This is a genomic window from Streptomyces sp. NPDC039462 (assembly GCF_055639375.1).
The window spans coordinates 1,300,664-1,316,425 of record NZ_JBVKAO010000001.1 but is presented as its reverse complement, the minus strand read 5'-3'; the positions used below and the strand labels follow the sequence as shown (position 1 = coordinate 1,316,425).

Sequence of the window (15,762 nt, the reverse complement as noted above, 5' to 3'; positions counted from 1 at the left end):
CGACTATCGACGGATTTTGACCGACGGCGCATGACGCCGTCAGCTGTGCGACTGGTCCTGCTCGCCCTGCCGTGCATGGTTCGCCTTCGCGTGTTCTTCAGGTTGTACGAGGCTGACGATGCGGCGCCCGCCGATGCCCGTGGCGAGCAGGCCGAGGCCGTCGAAGAGCAGCGTCAGGGAGAAGAAGCACCCGATGACGTACTGGCTGCTGCTGGGCCACTCGGCGAGCACCAGGATGCCGATCAGCAGGCCGAAGGCGCCCTGCAGGAGCGTCAGGGCGAACTGCGGGCCGCGCACCACCAGGCTGCCGACCAGCCGGAACACCCCGCCGGTGAGGAAGAGCAGGGCCGCGAACATGGTCAGCGCCTCCGCCGCCACCTCGGGTCTGCGGATGATCACGACGCCCGCCGCGAGGTTCAGCGCGGCGACCACGACGCCCAGCCAGAAGAAGCTGCTGCCCCGCGACTGGACGGCGTGCAGCAGGCCGACGACGCCACCGACGAGCAGGAGCCAGCCGAACAGGAGCATCGAGGTCAGCGTGGCGAAGCCGGTGTAGACGAGGCCGACGACGCCGGCCACCGCGAGGATCACGCCGAGCAGGGCGAGCCAGCCGAAGCTGCGGCTGACCGTCCTGGCCTCCGTGGTGGCTCTGTCGTCCCTGGGTCCGGCCATCGGCGTCTCCCTCTCGCTCGGCCCCCTTCTTGATCGTACGTTCGAGGGGTGCGGATAGCATCCGGCGCATGGAGCCGCAGCTGAGGCAGACCGTCACCGACGGCGTCGCCACCGTCCTCATCGACCATCCGGCCAAGCGCAACGCCATGACCGCGGACATGTGGCGCCAGGTGCCGCCGCTCTGCGCCGCGCTCGCCGCCGACCCGGCCGTGCGCGCCGTCGTGCTCACCGGCGCGGGCGACACCTTCTGCGCGGGCGCCGACATCTCCACGCTGCGTGAGTCCCCGGGCGCCGCGCAGGAGCTCGCGGTGCGGGCCGAGGAGGCCCTGGCCGCCTTCCCGAAGCCGACGCTCGCGGCGGTGCGGGGCTACTGCGTGGGCGGCGGTGCGCAGCTGGCCGGGGCGTGCGACCTGAGGTTCGCGGACGAGGGCGCCTCGTTCGGTGTCACACCCGCCAAGTTGGGCATCGTCTATCCGGCGTCGTCCACCCGGCGCCTGGTGTCCCTGGTGGGGCCCGCGACCGCCAAGTACCTGCTCTTCTCCGGGGAGTTGATCGACGCGGAGCGGGCGCTGCGGACCGGTCTGGTGGACGAGGTCCTGCCCTCCGGCGAACTGGCCAAGCGCGTCGCGGAGTTCACCCGTGTCCTCGCGTCGCGCTCGCAGCTGACGCAGGCGGCGGCCAAGGAGTTCGCGGCGGGGCGCACGGACCGGGACGCGTACTGGACGGAGCAGGCACGCGGGAGCGGCGACACCGCCGAAGGTGTCGCCGCGTTCCTGGAGCGGAGAAAGCCGCACTTCACCTGGACCGCGCGGGGCGAGTGAGCCAGGCGGGGCCGGGCGCCCACTGGTGAGCCCGGCGGGGCCGGGCGCCTACCGGAGGAAGGGGCTTTCCTCGCGGAACTTCGCGACGAGGTGCGCGGGCGCCTTCTCCGGGGACCCCGCGTCGTAGGGCGGCTGCGGGTCGTACTCGGTCAGCAGTTGTACGGTCTGCGCGTGCTCGTCGCCCGCGATCCGGCCGGCCAGGGTGAGGCCCATGTCGATGCCCGCGGAGACGCCGGCCCCCGTGACGTACTTGCCGTCGAAGACCACCCGCTCCCCCGTCGACTCGACGCCGAGCCGGTCCAGTTCGGCGAGGGCGAGCCAGTGGGACGTGGCGCGGCGGCCCTTGAGGAGGCCCGCGGCGGCCAGGGCGAGGGAGCCCGTGCACACCGAGGTCGTCCAGGTGGTCGTGGCGTCGACCGCGCGGAGCCAGCCGAGGAGCGGCTCGTTCTCCAGCTGGTCGCTCCGTCCGGGGCCGCCGGGGACGACGACGATGTCGGGGCGCCGCACCTCGGCGAAGGACTTGTCGGCGACGAGGGCGAGGCTGCCGGTGTCGTCGCGCACCGGGCCCGCCTGCTCGGCCACGAAGACGGTCTCGGCGCCGGGCAGGCCGCTCAGGGTCTGGTAGGGGCCGATGGCGTCCAGGACGGTGAAGCGCTCGTACAGGGCGATGGCTATCTGCATGGGGTCTCTGACTCCTGTCGGTGTGGAACGGCGGAAGGAACGGTCGAAACGGGGTGGAAGCGGCGGCGGTACTCGGCGGGTGCGGCGCCGAGGACCTTGACGAAGGCGCGGCGCATGGCCTCTGGGGTGCCGTAACCGCAGGCGCGTGAGACCTCCTCGATCCCGTCGGAGGTGTCCTCCAGGAGCCGGCGGGCGTGTTCGACGCGGACGCGCTCGACGTACTTGCCCGGCGTCAGCCCGGTCTCCGCCAGGAAGGCGCGGGCGAAGTGGCGGGGCGAGAGCCGGGCGCGCGCGGCCAGCGCGTCGACCGAGAGGTCGTCGGCCGGGTGCTCGGTGATCCACTGCTGGACCTCGCGCAGCGGTTCACGCCGTGCGGTCTGCGCGGCGAGCTGCGCGCTGAACTGCGCCTGGTTTCCCGGGCGCCGCAGGAAGACCACGAGATGGCGGGCGACCGTGAGCGCCACCTCGCGGCCGAGGTCCTCCTCGACGAGCGCCAGGGCGAGATCGATGCCGGCGGTGACCCCGGCCGACGTCGCGACATGACCGTCGCGTACGTAGATGGGGTCCGGGTCGACCTCGACGCCCGGGTGCTGTTCGGCGAGGCGGTCACAGTACGCCCAGTGCGTCGTCGCCCTGCGCCCCTCCAGCAGGCCGGCCTCGGCGAGCCGAGTCGCTCCGGTGCAGACCGACACCAGGCGCTCCGCGCGCGGGCCGTTCTCGCGCAGCCAGCCGGTCAGCCCCGGGTCAGCCGAGCATGTGCCGAGACCGCCCGGGACCACCAGGGTGTGCGGCGCCGGGGCGTCCGCCAGGGTGGAATCAGGGGTCAGGGTGAGGCCGCTGGACGTGCGGACGGGGCCGCCGTCGAGGGAGGCGGTGCGGACGAGATAGCCGCCCTTGGGGTCGACGCGGCAGAGGTCCGCGCCCGTGAAGACCTCCACGGGCCCGGTGACATCGAGGCTCTGGACGCCGTCGAAGAGGACGACCAGGACGGTTCGCTGGGCCATGTCTCCGAGTCTTGACCCGCCGCCCGATGTCCGCAATGACGAAGAACCCACCTTTCCTGCCATACCGGGGAGCCGGTCCGGGGAGCCGGTCCGGGGAGCGGGGCCGGGGAGCGGGTCCGGGGAGCGGGTCCGGGAGACGGCCTGTGAGCCGGCCTGGGGACGCCATACCAACCAGTAGGTATCGTGCGGGCATGACCTCTTCGACGACCTCGTCCGCGCCCGCCGCCCTGGAGCCGCGCGCCGGCCGCCGCTGCCACAACGTGCTCAACGCGCTCCACTCGACGCACTACTTCTCGCCCGACGTCGGGCGGGAGCTGGGCGCCCTCGGGATAACCCACCGGCACGCCGTCAACTTCGCCGTGCGCGCGGCGGCCCTGGGCGCCGTCGGCCCCGGGACCGTGGCCGCCACCTTCTACAACTACAAGTACGAGCTCGTCGCCGCGCACGTCCCAGGGATCTGGCGGACGGCCTCCCCCGAAGACGTCCTCGCGGCGCGGCTGCGGGCCGTCGACACGACGCTGCGGCGCCTCCTCGGCGACGAGCTCGTCGCCTCGCCGGAGATGGCGGAGGCCGCGGGCCTCGCGCTGCGCGCCGCCGAGGCCTGCACCCGCGGCGCCCGCCCGCTGTATGCCGCCCACGCCGACCTGCCCGTCCCCGAGGAGCCGCACCTCGCCTACTGGCACGCGGCGACGCTGCTGCGCGAGCACCGCGGCGACGGGCACCTGACCGTGCTGCTCGACGCCGGACTCGACGGTCTCGAAGCCCTGGTGAGCCACACCGCGACCGGCAAGGGCACCAGCCCCAAGTGGGTCTTCTCCACCCGCGGCTGGAACCAGGAGGAGTGGGAGGCCGCCACCGAGCGGCTGCGGGCACGCGGAGTGCTCGACGGCGAGGGCGAGTTGACGGAGGACGGCGTGGCGCTGCGCAGGGACATCGAGGCGCGGACGGACCACCTGGACCGGGCCCCGTACGAGCACTTGGGCGCGGCCGGCGTCGAGCGTCTCACCGAACTCGGCACCCTGATCACCGGCACGGCGCTGCAGGCCGGCGCGTTCCCCGCGGATCTGCTCGGCAAGCGCTGAGCGCCGTTCAGGCATGGCTCGGCCGAGCTGAGGTACCCGGTCGTCTCCTGGCCGCCACCCCGGCCGTGTCGGGAGACGAAAGGGGAAACCTCATGTTCCGTGCCATCGCGGACGTCCTGCGCCAGATAGCCGGCGCCATCGCCACCGTCGTCACCCTGCCGTTCCGGGCCGTCGCCCGGCTGTTCGGCGGAGCTTCCAGCACCGCGGGGCGGGCCGGGCGCGGCGGCGGCCGCCGATCCGGGCGCATGGGCCGGGCCCGCCGGGTCTGATCCCTCTCTGTCGGCGCCACCTGCCACAATTGCCCGGCAACCTGAGCGAGAAGGCGGTACCGGAACGTGGCAGCTTTGAAGACGTCCACCCCAGCGTCCATCGAGAGCAGGATCGCCGAGGAGCTCGGCGTACGGGAGCGGCAGGTGAAGGCCGCCGTCGACCTGCTCGACGGCGGCTCGACGGTGCCCTTCATCGCGCGCTACCGCAAGGAAGCGACCGAGATGCTCGACGACGCGCAGCTGCGCACGCTCGAGGAGCGCCTGCGCTACCTGCGCGAGCTGGAGGACCGGCGCGCCGCCATCCTCGAATCCGTCCGCGAGCAGGGCAAGCTCACGGACGAGCTCGAGGCGCGGATCCGCGAGGCGGACACCAAGGCGCGGCTCGAGGACATCTATCTGCCCTTCAAGCCGAAGCGGCGCACGAAGGCGCAGATCGCCCGCGAGGCGGGGCTCGAGCCGCTGGCCGACGGGCTGCTCGCCGACCCGACCGTGGAACCGCACGCCGCCGCGGCCGCGTTCGTCGCCGCCGACAAGGGCGTCGCGGACTCGCAGGCCGCGCTGGACGGGGCCCGGGCGATCCTCGCCGAGCGGTTCTCGGAGGACGCCGACCTGATCGGTGAGCTGCGCGAGCGCATGTGGGTGCGCGGCCGCCTCGTGGCGAAGGTGCGGGAGGGCAAGGAGGAGGCGGGCGCCAAGTTCGCCGACTACTTCGACTTCGCCGAGCCCTTCACCGAGCTGCCCTCGCACCGCATCCTCGCCATGCTGCGCGGCGAGAAGGAGGACGTCCTCGATCTCGTCCTGGAGCCGGAGGAGGCCGACGCCACGCCGGGAACCCCTTCTTCGTACGAGGGGATCGTCGCCCACCGCTTCGGCATCGCCGACCGGGGGCGCCCGGCCGACAAGTGGCTCCAGGACACCGTGCGCTGGTCCTGGCGGACCCGGATCCTCGTGCACCTCGGCATCGACCTGCGGCTGCGCCTGCGGACGGCCGCCGAGGACGAGGCCGTCCGGGTCTTCGCGTCGAACCTGCGCGATCTTCTGCTCGCGGCACCCGCGGGCACACGCGCGACGCTGGGCCTCGACCCCGGTTTCCGTACGGGTGTGAAGGTGGCCGTCGTCGACGCCACCGGCAAGGTCGTCGCGACCGACACGATCCACCCGCACGTCCCGGCGAACAAGTGGGACCAGTCCCTGGCGACGCTCGCGCGGCTCGCCAAGGAGCACGACGTCGACCTGATCGCCATCGGGAACGGCACGGCGTCCCGCGAGACCGACAAGCTCGCCGGTGAACTCATCGCCAAGCACCCCGAGTTGAACCTCACGAAGGTGATGGTCTCCGAGGCGGGCGCCTCCGTGTACTCGGCTTCGGCCTTCGCCTCGCAGGAGCTGCCGGACCTCGACGTCTCGATCCGCGGCGCGGTCTCCATCGCGCGGCGCCTCCAGGACCCGCTCGCCGAGCTCGTGAAGATCGACCCCAAGTCGATCGGCGTCGGCCAGTACCAGCACGACCTGTCGGAAGTGAAGCTCTCCCGCTCGCTGGACGCGGTCGTCGAGGACTGTGTGAACGGCGTCGGCGTGGACGTGAACACGGCGTCCGCCCCGCTCCTCGCGCGCGTCTCGGGCATCGGCTCGGGCCTCGCGGAGAACATCGTGGCGCACCGCGACGCGAACGGCCCGTTCAAGAGCCGCAAGAGCCTCAAGGACGTGCCCAGGCTCGGCCCGAAGGCGTACGAGCAGTGCGCGGGCTTCCTCCGCATCCGCGGCGGCGACGACCCTCTGGACGCCTCCAGCGTGCACCCCGAGGCGTACCCCGTGGTGCGCAAGATGGTGAAGTCGGCGGGAGGTGAGGTCGCTTCACTGATCGGCAACACGGCTGCGCTGCGCTCGCTGAAGCCGGAGCAGTTCGTGGACGACGTCTTCGGTCTGCCCACCGTCACGGACATCCTGAAGGAGCTGGAGAAGCCCGGGCGCGACCCGCGTCCCGCCTTCAAGACGGCGACCTTCAAGGACGGCGTGGAGAAGATCTCCGACCTGACCGCCGGGATGATCCTCGAAGGCGTCGTGACGAACGTCGCTGCGTTCGGTGCCTTCGTGGACGTGGGCGTCCATCAGGACGGCCTGGTGCACGTCTCCGCCATGTCGAAGACGTTCGTCAAGGACCCGCGGGACGTCGTGAAACCCGGCGACATCGTCAAGGTGAAGGTCATGGACGTCGACGTCGCTCGTAAGCGGGTCTCGTTGACGCTGCGTCTCGACGACGAGGCGGCTGCTTCCGGTGCCTCGGACGAGACGCAGCCCAAGCGGGGCGGGCGGCCGCCCAGGCAGCGGCAGCAGGGCGGCCAGGGGCAGCGCTCCGGTCAGGGACAGCGTTCCGGTCAGGGGCAGCGCGGTCAGCGGCAGCAGCAGCGGCAGGGGCCGCCGCCCGCCAACGACGCGATGGCCGAGGCGTTGCGGCGGGCCGGGCTCGTGGATCCCAAGCGGGGCTGACGCTCAGCAGCGGGGCTGACGTGCGGCGCCGGGCGTGAGGTGCGCGGAGGTCAGAGTGGCGGTTCCGTCACTTTGCCCTCCGCCACCGCCAGGCGGCGCGTCACCCGGACCGCGTCCAGCATCTTGCGGTCGTGCGTGACCAGAAGCAGCGTTCCCTCGTACGCCTCCAGGGCCGACTCCAGCTGCTCGATCGCCGGCAGATCCAGGTGGTTCGTCGGCTCGTCCAGGACGAGGAGGTTGACGCCCCGGCCCTGGAGCAGGGCGAGGGCCGCGCGGGTCCGCTCGCCGGGAGAGAGCGTGGCCGCCGAACGCAGCACGTGGTCCGCCTTCAGGCCGAACTTGGCGAGCAGCGTGCGCACTTCGGCCGGCTCGGTGTCCGGCACGGCCGCGCAGAACGCGTCCAGCAGGGACTCCTTGCCGTGGAACAGCGCGCGCGCCTGGTCCACCTCGCCGACGAGGACGCCCGAGCCGAGGGCCGCGTGGCCCGCGTCCAGCGGGACGCGTCCCAGGAGGGCGGCGAGCAGCGTCGACTTGCCCGAGCCGTTGGCGCCGGTGATGGCCACGCGGTCCGCCCAGTCGATCTGCAGCGTGACCGGGCCGAGCGTGAACGCGCCCCGGTGCACCTCCGCGTCGCGCAGGCTCGCGACGACCGCGCCGGAGCGGGGTGCCGCCGCGATCTCCATGTGGAGCTCCCACTCCTTGCGGGGTTCCTCGACGACGTCGAGGCGCTCGATCATGCGCTGCGTCTGGCGGGCCTTCGCCGCCTGCTTCTCGCTGGTGTCGCTGCGGAAGTTCCGGCCGATCTTGTCGTTGTCGCCGCCCTTGGCGGCCTTGCGGCGGGCGTTCTTGACGCCCTTGTCGGCCCAGGAGCGCTGCATCTGGGCGCGGCTCTGGAGCGCGGCCTTCTTGTCGGCGTACTCCTCGTAGTCGCCGCGGGCGTGCCGGCGGGCCGTCTCCCGCTCCTCCAGATACGCGTCGTAGCCGCCGCCGTAGAGGTTGATCTGCTGCTGGGCCAGGTCGAGTTCGAGGACCTTGGTGACGGTGCGGGTGAGGAACTCGCGGTCGTGCGAGACCACGACGGTGCCGGCGCGCAGCCCTCGTACGAAGCTTTCCAGGCGCTCCAGGCCGGCCAGGTCGAGGTCGTTGGTCGGCTCGTCCAGGAGGAACACGTCGTAGCGGGAGAGGAGGAGCGAGGCGAGGCCCGCGCGGGCCGCCTGGCCTCCCGAGAGCGACGTCATCGGCTGGTCCAGGCCCACGGTGAGGCCGAGCGAGTCGGCGACTTCCTCGGCGCGCTCGTCGAGGTCCGCGCCGCCGAGCGCCAGCCAGCGCTCCAGGCTGGTGGCGTACGCGTCGTCCGCGCCGGGGGCGCCGTCGACGAGGGCCTGGGTGGCGTCGTCCATGACGCGCTGGGCCTCCGCCACGCCGGTGCGGCGGGCCAGGAAGGCGCGGATGCTCTCGCCGGGGCGGCGGTCGGGCTCCTGGGGGAGGTGTCCTACGGAGGCGGTGGGCGGCGAAAGCCTCAGCTCACCCCCTTCGGGGGCATCCACCCCCGCGAGCAGCCGCAGCAGGGTGGACTTCCCCGCTCCGTTGGCCCCGACGAGACCGATGACGTCGCCGGGGGCGACGACGAGATCCAGTCCGGAGAACAGGGTGCGGTCGCCGTGGCCGGCGGCGAGATCTTTGGCGACGAGGGTTGCGGTCATCAGGGGGTGATTGTAGGTGAGGGGTGGGTGGGGGGTGCACCGGCTTTTGGGCGGGGCGGGGCGGGTTCTGGCGGGGGCGCCTTGGGCGGGGGTCGCCTTTGCTTCGCCTGTGGGGCGGGGGCTCGGGGGCGGGCTCGCCTTGGGTGGGCGGGGGCGCCTTTGCTTCGTCTGTGAGCCGGGCGGGTTCTGGCGGGGGCGCCTTGGGCGGGGTCGCCTTTGCTTCGTCTGTGGGTGCGGGGCCGCGGGGGTATGTACGTACTCGCCATCACTACGCGCCACGCCTCAAGAACAAAGACGCCACAGTGCGCTCAGTGCTCCGTGCGCACATACCCCCACGTCCCCTCCCGTCTCCATTGCGGCGGACGGCCGGTGGGGGTTCACCACCCCCTCGGGCGCGTTTGCGCCTGTGGCCCGGTTGGGGTTCACCACCCCCCTCGGGCACGTTTGCGCCTGCGGCCCGGCGGGGGTTCCTCGGGCGCACCTCGCCTTCGATCCCCTGCACGGCAGCTGCGTCGCGGGGCGACCCCCGCCCACCCGCCCCTACCCCCGCGGGACGGCGCGGGGCAAACGGGTGGGTGGGTGGGGAGCATCCGCCGCGGAGCGGCGGGCTTGGGGCCCTACCCCGGCGGGGCGGGGCAGGCCGGGGTCACCAGGACGCTGGTGGAGGTTCGGGCTACTACGTAGGCGTTGCCCTTTGTGGACTTGGGGGCGAGGGGAACCTCGTGGTGGCCCGGCTCCAGGACCTCGTCGAAGACTTCGTGGACGTGCGTGCGGGAGAGCCGGTCCACGCGGTACGTCGTGAGTCGGACCCGGCACGTGGAGGTGACGTCCAGCTGCGCCGAGGCCGGATCCGCCGCGAGACGGGTGAGGCGGCGCTGTTCCCGCGGGCTGCGGTCCAGCGCGTACTCGATCTGGGCGACGAGGAGCGGGATGATGGGCGCGAGGCCGTCGACGTAGGCGACGTCGACGCCGGCCGCGTCGAAGGCCGACCGTACGGCCCGGCGCGTGGCGTCGGGGATCGTAGGTCCGAAGGCGACCGCTCCGTACGTGCGGAGCTCGTCCTCCGGGACTCCCTCCGCGTCCGCCGCGATCTCCGCGCCGATGCCGATCGTGCGGAGCGCCGCCGCCAGCTTGGCGAGCACCGCCACGCGGGCGCCGATCAGCAGGACGCGGCGGCGGGCCTGCCGCTCGCTCTCGGAGAGCAACTGATGCAGCGCGGCACGGTATTCGGCGCCCCGGAAGCGGAAGGGCCCTATGCCGTGGTAGCCGTTGAGCTCCAGGTCGGCGGGTTCGGCCGTCTGCCAGGCGAAGTCGCGCCAGACGAAGTCGTCACTGCCGTCGTCGCTCCGCTCGATCACCGCCGTGACGGCGCCGCACTCGAGACCCTCGCACTCGGGGCAGCCGTATATGACGTACCGCCCGTCACCCAGCGGCGCCTCGGCCTCCAGGAGCAGCCTGCGGACGTGCGCGGTGAAGATCGCCGGGGGGATGTCGGCGGCCAGCGGCGACACCGCGTCGAGGTCGGAGAGCTGGAAGAGGAGCGGGCGCCCGTTCACGATGAAGTCGACGAAGTCGCGGTGCACTTGGTAGTCACCGTTGGCGAGAACTCCACCGGCGCGCATGGCCGGTGCCAGACCGAAGGTCGCGTACTCGGCAGACATGCTGTGAGTATCCCCACCTGACGTGCGATGTGAGCACGGCATCACGGATTCCGCCGCGGGGCGTGCCCGGCGGAGCGCGACGAGTGGGCCCAGGAGGCGGCGCGGCTGGGGCGCCGCCTCCTGGGGCGCCCGGTCAGCGGGGGCCGGCCGGGTCGTTGTCCTGTTCCGGTCCGTCACCGTCGCCGGTGTCGTCGCGGGCGGGGCCGATCCGGAGCTCGAAGTCACCGTCGTGGTGCTCGTGGCCTGCGATGACGGCCTTTTCGAGGACCTCGGTGCCGTGCTCGCCGCGAACGATCAGCGGGTCGTGGCGCAGGTCCCGCATGAGGGACACGCACATGCCGATCATGACGAGGGTGAACGGCGCGGCGACCAGGATCGTGAGGTTCCGCAGGCCCGTGAGCGCGTCGTCCGAGCCGTCGCCGATCAGCAGCATGATCGCCGCGACGGCGCCGGTCACGAGACCCCAGAAGACCACGACGAACCGGCCGGGTTCGAGGGCACCCTTCTGGGAGAGCGTGCCCATCACGATGGACGCGGCGTCGGCACCGGAGACGAAGAAGATGCCGACGAGGATCATCACGAGGAGGCTGGTCACGGTGGCGATCGGGTACTCGTGGAGGAGGCCGAAGAGCTGGGCCTCCTGGGACATGTCGCCCTTGAGCCCGCCGCGGTCGGAGACGGTCATGGCGCTGCCGCCGAACACCGCGAACCAGATGAGGCTGACGGTGCTGGGCACCAGGATGACGCCGCCGACGAACTGACGGACCGTACGGCCGCGGCTGATGCGGGCGATGAACATGCCGACGAAGGGCGTCCAGGAGATCCACCAGGCCCAGTAGAAGACCGTCCAGCTGCTCAGCCAGTCCGCGACGCCCTTGCCGCTGGACGCCTCGGTGCGGCCGATCAGCTGCGGCAGGTCGTTGAGGTAGGCGCCGATCGACGTCGGCACCATGTCGAGGATGATGACCGTCGGGCCCGCGATGAAGACGAAGACGACGAGCAGCCCGGCGAGCACCATGTTGATGTTGGAGAGCCACTGCACGCCCTTCTCCACACCGGAGACGGCGGACGCCACGAACGCCACGGACAGCACGGCGATGATCACGACGAGCAGGCCGGTGCCCGCGGTCTTCATCCAGTCGAGCTCCTCGATGCCGCTGCCGATCTGCAGGGCGCCGAGGCCCAGCGAGGCGGCCGAGCCGAAGAGCGTGGCGAAGATGGCGAGGATGTCGATGACCCGTCCCCAGGCGCCGCGTGCGTGCTTCTTGCCGATGAGCGGCTCGAAGACGGCGCTGATGGTCTGCCGGCGGTTGCGGCGGAAGGTGCTGTACGCGATGGCGAGGCCCACGACCGCGTAGATCGCCCACGGGTGGAGCGTCCAGTGGAAGAGGGTGGTGGCCATCGCGGTCTCCATGGCCGCGGGCGCGTCCGCCGGGTCGGTGCCCGGCGGTGGCGTGGTGAAGTGGGCCAGGGGTTCGCTCACCCCGTAGAACATCAGGCCGATGCCCATGCCGGCACTGAACATCATGGCGACCCAGGAGACGGTGCGGAACTCCGGGTCCTCGCCCTCCCGGCCGAGCGTGATCTTCCCGTACCGGCTGACCGCCAGCCAGAGCGCGAAGACGACGAACCCGGTGGCGGTCAGCATGAAGAACCAACCGCCGTTGTGCATCAGCCCGTTGAGCATGTCCGTGGAGACATTCTCGAGCGAGTCCGTCGACACCGCGCCCCAGATCACGAACGCGAGGGTGAGCACGGCGGTCACGCCGAAGACCACCCGGTCCGTCTGTGGGGACCGACCGCCGGGGGCGGGCGCCATGATGTCCGGCGACCCTCCCCCGTCGTCCGCTTTATGTTGATCCTGCGTCACAAGTGACACCTTTCAAGGGGTCGATTGGGTCGAGACTTTGTTCTCCGCTACCCCCTACCACATGTGACGCACCTCTCACCTGCTCAACAGACCATGTCGGGCCGACCTGTGACCATGTGATACGGCGCACGCTCGTCGAGCAGCAGCGGCACGAGAGCCCGTGCCGACTGCCGCAGCGGGACGTACGCACCGGACTTGAGGCGCTTCACGGTGACGCCGTGCAGGGCCAGTTCGTCCTTGATGTCGCCGTACTGGGCGGCGGTCAGGCGGTAGCCGCAGGGCGGGTTCTGGATGGTCTCTGCCGGCTCGGCGGGGTCGTTGTCGGCGCCGCCGACGTAGACAGGGCCGCGGTCGCGGTAGCCCTCGGCGCGGGCCGCGCCGGTGGCCGCCTCCAGCTGTCGGCGGCGTTCGTCCGTGTAGTCGAACAGCCCGCCGAGCGCCGACAGCTGGGACGTCACGCGGCGCCGGTTGTTCAGCGCCTCGTCCTTCTTCTCGGCGTCCGTCAGGGGGTCGACGCGGCTCTCGATCAGGAGGCCCGCGGCGTGCTTGATGCCGGACATGTTGCGCAGGATGCGCTCCTGGCCGTCGCCCGCGACCTGCTTGATGGGCTCGCCGGTGACGGGGTCGGTCCAGATTCCGTACGTGCCGGTGGTGTGGCCGTCGCGCTCGGCGGCCGGTCGCACGTACGCCTTGGACAGGGTCTGTGCCTCGCCGTGCACGGCCTCGTCGGTGTTGAGGTTGCGCGGCCAGAGGTCGAACAGGTCCTTGTCGTAGAACTTGGGGGTGGCGCCGTACTCGTGCAGGTCGTAGATGACGTCCGGCTTGTGGTCGCGGATCACGGCGGCCAGGGCGCGGGCCTCCGCGGTCTTCAGGGAGAGGTGGTCGCGGTTGATGTCGACGCCGTCGGAGTTGCCGCGGGTGTCGGCGGCGCGGCCGTCCGGGTTGGCGGTGGGCACGACGAGGAGCGTGGTGCGGGAGAGGAAGCGCTTGGTCTTCTTGTCCTTCGCGTAGGCGAGGTCGCGGATCGTGGACAGGCAGGCCTCGCGGCCCGAGGGCTCGTCGCCGTGCTGGCTGCAGATCAGCAACACGGTGTTCTTCGTCGGCCGTTCGCCGATGCGGACGAGCTGGACGGGCCGGTCCTGCTTGGTGGTGCCTATGCGGGCTACCGAGACTCTCTTCGCGGCCCTGTCCACGGTGGCGAGGAGGTCCTGTTCCTCGGGCTGACTGGTCCAGCGCGCGCCGTTCGTCTCCTCGAATCCGGTACGGGGCGGGGTCGGCGTCGCCTGTGCGGGCGCCGTCAGGAGCGGTGCGGCGAGCGCGGCGGCGGCGCAGGCGAGCGCCAGGGTGCGGATGCGGGGTGTCATGAAGTGGTGCCTCCGGGGATGGGGTTGAGCGGACGCGGCGGGGCCACGCCGTCGAGGCGGGACTCGCGGGGAGCGACGGACTCGGTGGTGGTGAACGCCTTCGCGCCGCCGGCCAGCGGCACCTTCGCGTAGGTGCGGGCCAGGTCGAGGGTGAGTGTCGGTGTGTCCGCGGGCGGCTCGATCAGGTTCCTGTCGGTGCCCGCGACGATCAGTGCGAGCCGGTGGCCCTTCGGTACGACGTGGTCGGTCGCGGCGAGGTCGAGGGTGATGGTGTGCGGTTTGCCCGGGGTGAGCGGGCGGCCGTGCCGGGCGTCGGCCCAGTTGCCGAGGTCGGCCCAGCCGCGGCTGAAGATGGTGTAGTCGACGGCGGCGGTCTTGGCGCGCGTCTCCTTGAAGCAGGAGCTGTCACCCGTGGTGCTCGCGCCCCAGCAGGTGCGTTCGGGGAGGGTGGTGATGCCCTCGCCCGCGGCGGCGTAGTCGCGGATGGTGTCGGGTCCGAGGTCGACGAGGACCGCGGAGAGGTGGGCGGTGCGGGTCGTCGGGGTCGCGGTGACGGTCACCTTCGATGAGCCGGACAGGCGCAGGTCGCGGGCGAGCGGCTTGCTGACGAAGCCCGCCTTGCTCGGAGTCGATGTGTCGATTCGCTCGGCCCAGTCGGTCTCGTCAAGACCCGGGTCGTCGGTGAAGGTCTCGGTGCCCTTGCCCGGGCGGGTGCCGAGGGTGCCCACGCCGGATGCGGCGCCCTTGGCGGGGCGCAGCTTGACGGCGTGCGTGCCGCGCGGGGGCCAGACGCGGTCGGTGCTCCAGCGGTCCGGGGCGCGCTCGATGTCGGCCATCGGTTCGCGGTCGATGCCGTTGTCGTATCCGAGGAGTTCGTGGTCGAACCAGCGGTGCAGCGTGCGCACCCACTCGGCGCGGCGGAAGTCGAAGGGGTCGACGTGGCCGGCCTGGCTGAGCCAGATCTTGCGGTCGACGCCGTGCTCGGCGAGCGCGTCCCACCACTGGCCGAAGTGCTTGGTGCGGACGTTGAGGTCCTGCATGCCGTGGACGACGAAGACGCTGGCGCGCACCTTGTCGGCGTCCGGTACGTGGTTGCGCTCGCTCCACAGACGGGTCCAGTCGCCGGTGCGGGGCGCCCCGTCGATCAGCCGCTGCTGCACGGCGCCGCAGCGGGCGCGGGCCTCGGGGCTCTCCACGTAGTTCGACAGCCACTCGGGGCCGCTGTCGTAGAGCGGGGCGCCCTTGGCGAAGTAGTAGTCGTACCAGGAGGAGATGGCGCCGATGGGCACGATGGTCTTGAGCCCCGGCACTCCCGTGGCGGCGACGCCCTGCGCGACGGTTCCGTCGTAGCTCTTGCCGACCATGCCGGTGGCGCCGTTGCTCCACGACGCCGTCGCGCGTTCCCCGCCGGTGCGGCTGGTGTAGCCGCGGGCGCGGCCGTTCAGCCAGTCGACGACGGCCTTGGCGGACTGGACGTCGGAGCGTCCGCCGACGTCGACGCAGCCGTCGGAGCGGTTCGTGCCCGCGAGGTCGACGGCGACGTAGCCGTAGCCGCGGGGCACGAAGTAGTTGTCGTAGTAGAGCGGGAAGCGGACGGGGTCGCCGTTCTCGTCGTACGTCTTCTTCTGGCTCTCGTTGCCACGTCCGCAGCAGGCGTAGTACGGGCTCGCGTCCATGATCACGGGGATCCGGCGGCCCGTGCGGTCGAGTTCACGGGGTCTGACTATGTCGACGGCGACGCGGTCGGTCCTGCCGTCCGCGTCGCCGTCGATCCTGGTGTCGACCCATACGGATTCGCGTATCGCGTCCTCGTACGAGTACACGGGTCTGCTCTCGCCCGGCTTGCGCGGGGCCGGGGCGGCCCCCTGCGCCGCGCCCGGGGACATGAGGGTGGCCATCAGGGCGGCCAGGGCCGCCGTAAGCAGCGTTCTCCACAGGAGTCGGGTGCGTCGCGCACGTATCGGCATGGCGCGGAAGGTACACCGGTGAACCCCCGTGCGACAGAGGGCCGCACATGGTCGCGACAGGTGCATGGGACAACCAGGCACATGTCGGCCGAATGGCGATCGTGTGACGTCCGAGGCCATGGACATGACGTGTGCGGGCGGGGCTGAATAGGCTCCAGGACCAAGACGAACAGATGTTGTG

At 71.8% G+C, this 15,762-nt stretch carries 11 protein-coding genes and 1 pseudogene; 4 read left to right on the top strand and 8 right to left on the bottom strand.

The genetic code is table 11. The features are described from left to right. Positions 1-39 precede the first annotated feature (39 nt). Positions 40-672, bottom strand: coding sequence for an HdeD family acid-resistance protein (locus ACZ7LU_RS05605; protein ID WP_398299233.1), 633 nt, complete (start codon positions 670-672; stop codon positions 40-42). A 68-nt stretch (positions 673-740) separates the two neighbouring features. On the opposite strand from ACZ7LU_RS05605, the gene ACZ7LU_RS05600 reads away from it, so the two are divergent. Next, positions 741-1,493, top strand: a complete 753-nt coding sequence (locus tag ACZ7LU_RS05600; RefSeq protein WP_471915792.1) for an enoyl-CoA hydratase/isomerase family protein — start codon at positions 741-743, stop codon at positions 1,491-1,493. 48 nt (positions 1,494-1,541) lie between these two features. On the opposite strand, the gene ACZ7LU_RS05595 is transcribed toward ACZ7LU_RS05600, so the two are convergent. Both ACZ7LU_RS05595 and ACZ7LU_RS05590 read right to left on the bottom strand, forming a co-directional pair. Beyond that, positions 1,542-2,174, bottom strand: a complete 633-nt coding sequence (locus ACZ7LU_RS05595; RefSeq protein WP_471915791.1) for a DJ-1/PfpI family protein — start codon at positions 2,172-2,174, stop codon at positions 1,542-1,544. Next, on the bottom strand, positions 2,165-3,178 hold the full coding sequence (locus tag ACZ7LU_RS05590; RefSeq protein ID WP_471915790.1) for a GlxA family transcriptional regulator: 1,014 nt from the start codon (positions 3,176-3,178) through the stop codon (positions 2,165-2,167). The genes ACZ7LU_RS05595 and ACZ7LU_RS05590 overlap by 10 nt, the downstream gene beginning before the upstream one ends. 191 nt (positions 3,179-3,369) lie before the next feature. Here ACZ7LU_RS05590 and ACZ7LU_RS05585 point away from each other — a divergent pair, with 191 nt between their 5' ends. The 3 genes and pseudogenes from ACZ7LU_RS05585 to ACZ7LU_RS05575 all read left to right on the top strand — a co-directional run bounded on the left by ACZ7LU_RS05585 (position 3,370) and on the right by ACZ7LU_RS05575 (position 7,016). Then, positions 3,370-4,260, top strand: coding sequence for an SCO6745 family protein (locus ACZ7LU_RS05585; RefSeq protein WP_471915789.1), 891 nt, complete (start codon positions 3,370-3,372; stop codon positions 4,258-4,260). 92 nt (positions 4,261-4,352) lie between these two features. Further along, a pseudogene (locus tag ACZ7LU_RS05580) lies at positions 4,353-4,466 on the top strand (LPFR motif small protein); the annotation flags it as partial. A gap of 129 nt (positions 4,467-4,595) precedes the next feature. Beyond that, on the top strand, positions 4,596-7,016 hold the full coding sequence (locus tag ACZ7LU_RS05575) for a Tex family protein (RefSeq protein ID WP_471915788.1): 2,421 nt from the start codon (positions 4,596-4,598) through the stop codon (positions 7,014-7,016). Between the two features lie 50 nt (positions 7,017-7,066). Here the strand turns inward: ACZ7LU_RS05575 and ACZ7LU_RS05570 are convergent, their stop codons facing one another. The 5 genes from ACZ7LU_RS05570 to ACZ7LU_RS05550 form a co-directional block, all read right to left on the bottom strand. Next, complete coding sequence (locus ACZ7LU_RS05570) at positions 7,067-8,719, bottom strand: ABC-F family ATP-binding cassette domain-containing protein (protein WP_471915787.1); 1,653 nt, start codon at positions 8,717-8,719, stop codon at positions 7,067-7,069. Between the two features lie 617 nt (positions 8,720-9,336). Then, positions 9,337-10,380: an oxidoreductase gene (locus tag ACZ7LU_RS05565; RefSeq protein WP_471915786.1), complete on the bottom strand. Its 1,044-nt coding sequence runs from the start codon at positions 10,378-10,380 to the stop codon at positions 9,337-9,339. A gap of 133 nt (positions 10,381-10,513) precedes the next feature. Then, positions 10,514-12,199 carry a BCCT family transporter gene (locus ACZ7LU_RS05560; protein WP_471916485.1) on the bottom strand — a complete coding sequence of 562 codons (1,686 nt, stop codon included), beginning with the start codon at positions 12,197-12,199 and terminating at the stop codon, positions 10,514-10,516. Positions 12,200-12,333: 134 nt separating this feature from the next. Further along, entirely contained in the window at positions 12,334-13,614 is a 1,281-nt protein-coding gene (locus ACZ7LU_RS05555; protein WP_471915785.1) for a M14 family metallopeptidase, read from the bottom strand. Beyond that, positions 13,611-15,581 (bottom strand): Xaa-Pro dipeptidyl-peptidase, encoded by a 1,971-nt coding sequence (locus tag ACZ7LU_RS05550; RefSeq protein WP_471915784.1) that lies wholly within the window; start codon positions 15,579-15,581, stop codon positions 13,611-13,613. Before ACZ7LU_RS05550 ends, ACZ7LU_RS05555 begins: the two co-directional genes overlap by 4 nt. Positions 15,582-15,762 lie beyond the last annotated feature (181 nt).

What these genes read in the sequence shown, in the direction of transcription:
- ACZ7LU_RS05605 (WP_398299233.1), bottom strand. Translation starts at nt 672, where the DNA reads ATGGCCGGACCCAGGGACGACAGAGCCACCACGGAGGCCAGGACGGTC.
- ACZ7LU_RS05600 (WP_471915792.1), top strand. Translation starts at nt 741, where the DNA reads ATGGAGCCGCAGCTGAGGCAGACCGTCACCGACGGCGTCGCCACCGTC.
- ACZ7LU_RS05595 (WP_471915791.1), bottom strand. Translation starts at nt 2,174, where the DNA reads ATGCAGATAGCCATCGCCCTGTACGAGCGCTTCACCGTCCTGGACGCC.
- ACZ7LU_RS05590 (WP_471915790.1), bottom strand. Translation starts at nt 3,178, where the DNA reads ATGGCCCAGCGAACCGTCCTGGTCGTCCTCTTCGACGGCGTCCAGAGC.
- ACZ7LU_RS05585 (WP_471915789.1), top strand. Translation starts at nt 3,370, where the DNA reads ATGACCTCTTCGACGACCTCGTCCGCGCCCGCCGCCCTGGAGCCGCGC.
- ACZ7LU_RS05570 (WP_471915787.1), bottom strand. Translation starts at nt 8,719, where the DNA reads ATGACCGCAACCCTCGTCGCCAAAGATCTCGCCGCCGGCCACGGCGAC.
- ACZ7LU_RS05565 (WP_471915786.1), bottom strand. Translation starts at nt 10,380, where the DNA reads ATGTCTGCCGAGTACGCGACCTTCGGTCTGGCACCGGCCATGCGCGCC.
- ACZ7LU_RS05560 (WP_471916485.1), bottom strand. Translation starts at nt 12,199, where the DNA reads ATGGCGCCCGCCCCCGGCGGTCGGTCCCCACAGACGGACCGGGTGGTC.
- ACZ7LU_RS05555 (WP_471915785.1), bottom strand. Translation starts at nt 13,614, where the DNA reads ATGACACCCCGCATCCGCACCCTGGCGCTCGCCTGCGCCGCCGCCGCG.
- ACZ7LU_RS05550 (WP_471915784.1), bottom strand. Translation starts at nt 15,581, where the DNA reads ATGCCGATACGTGCGCGACGCACCCGACTCCTGTGGAGAACGCTGCTT.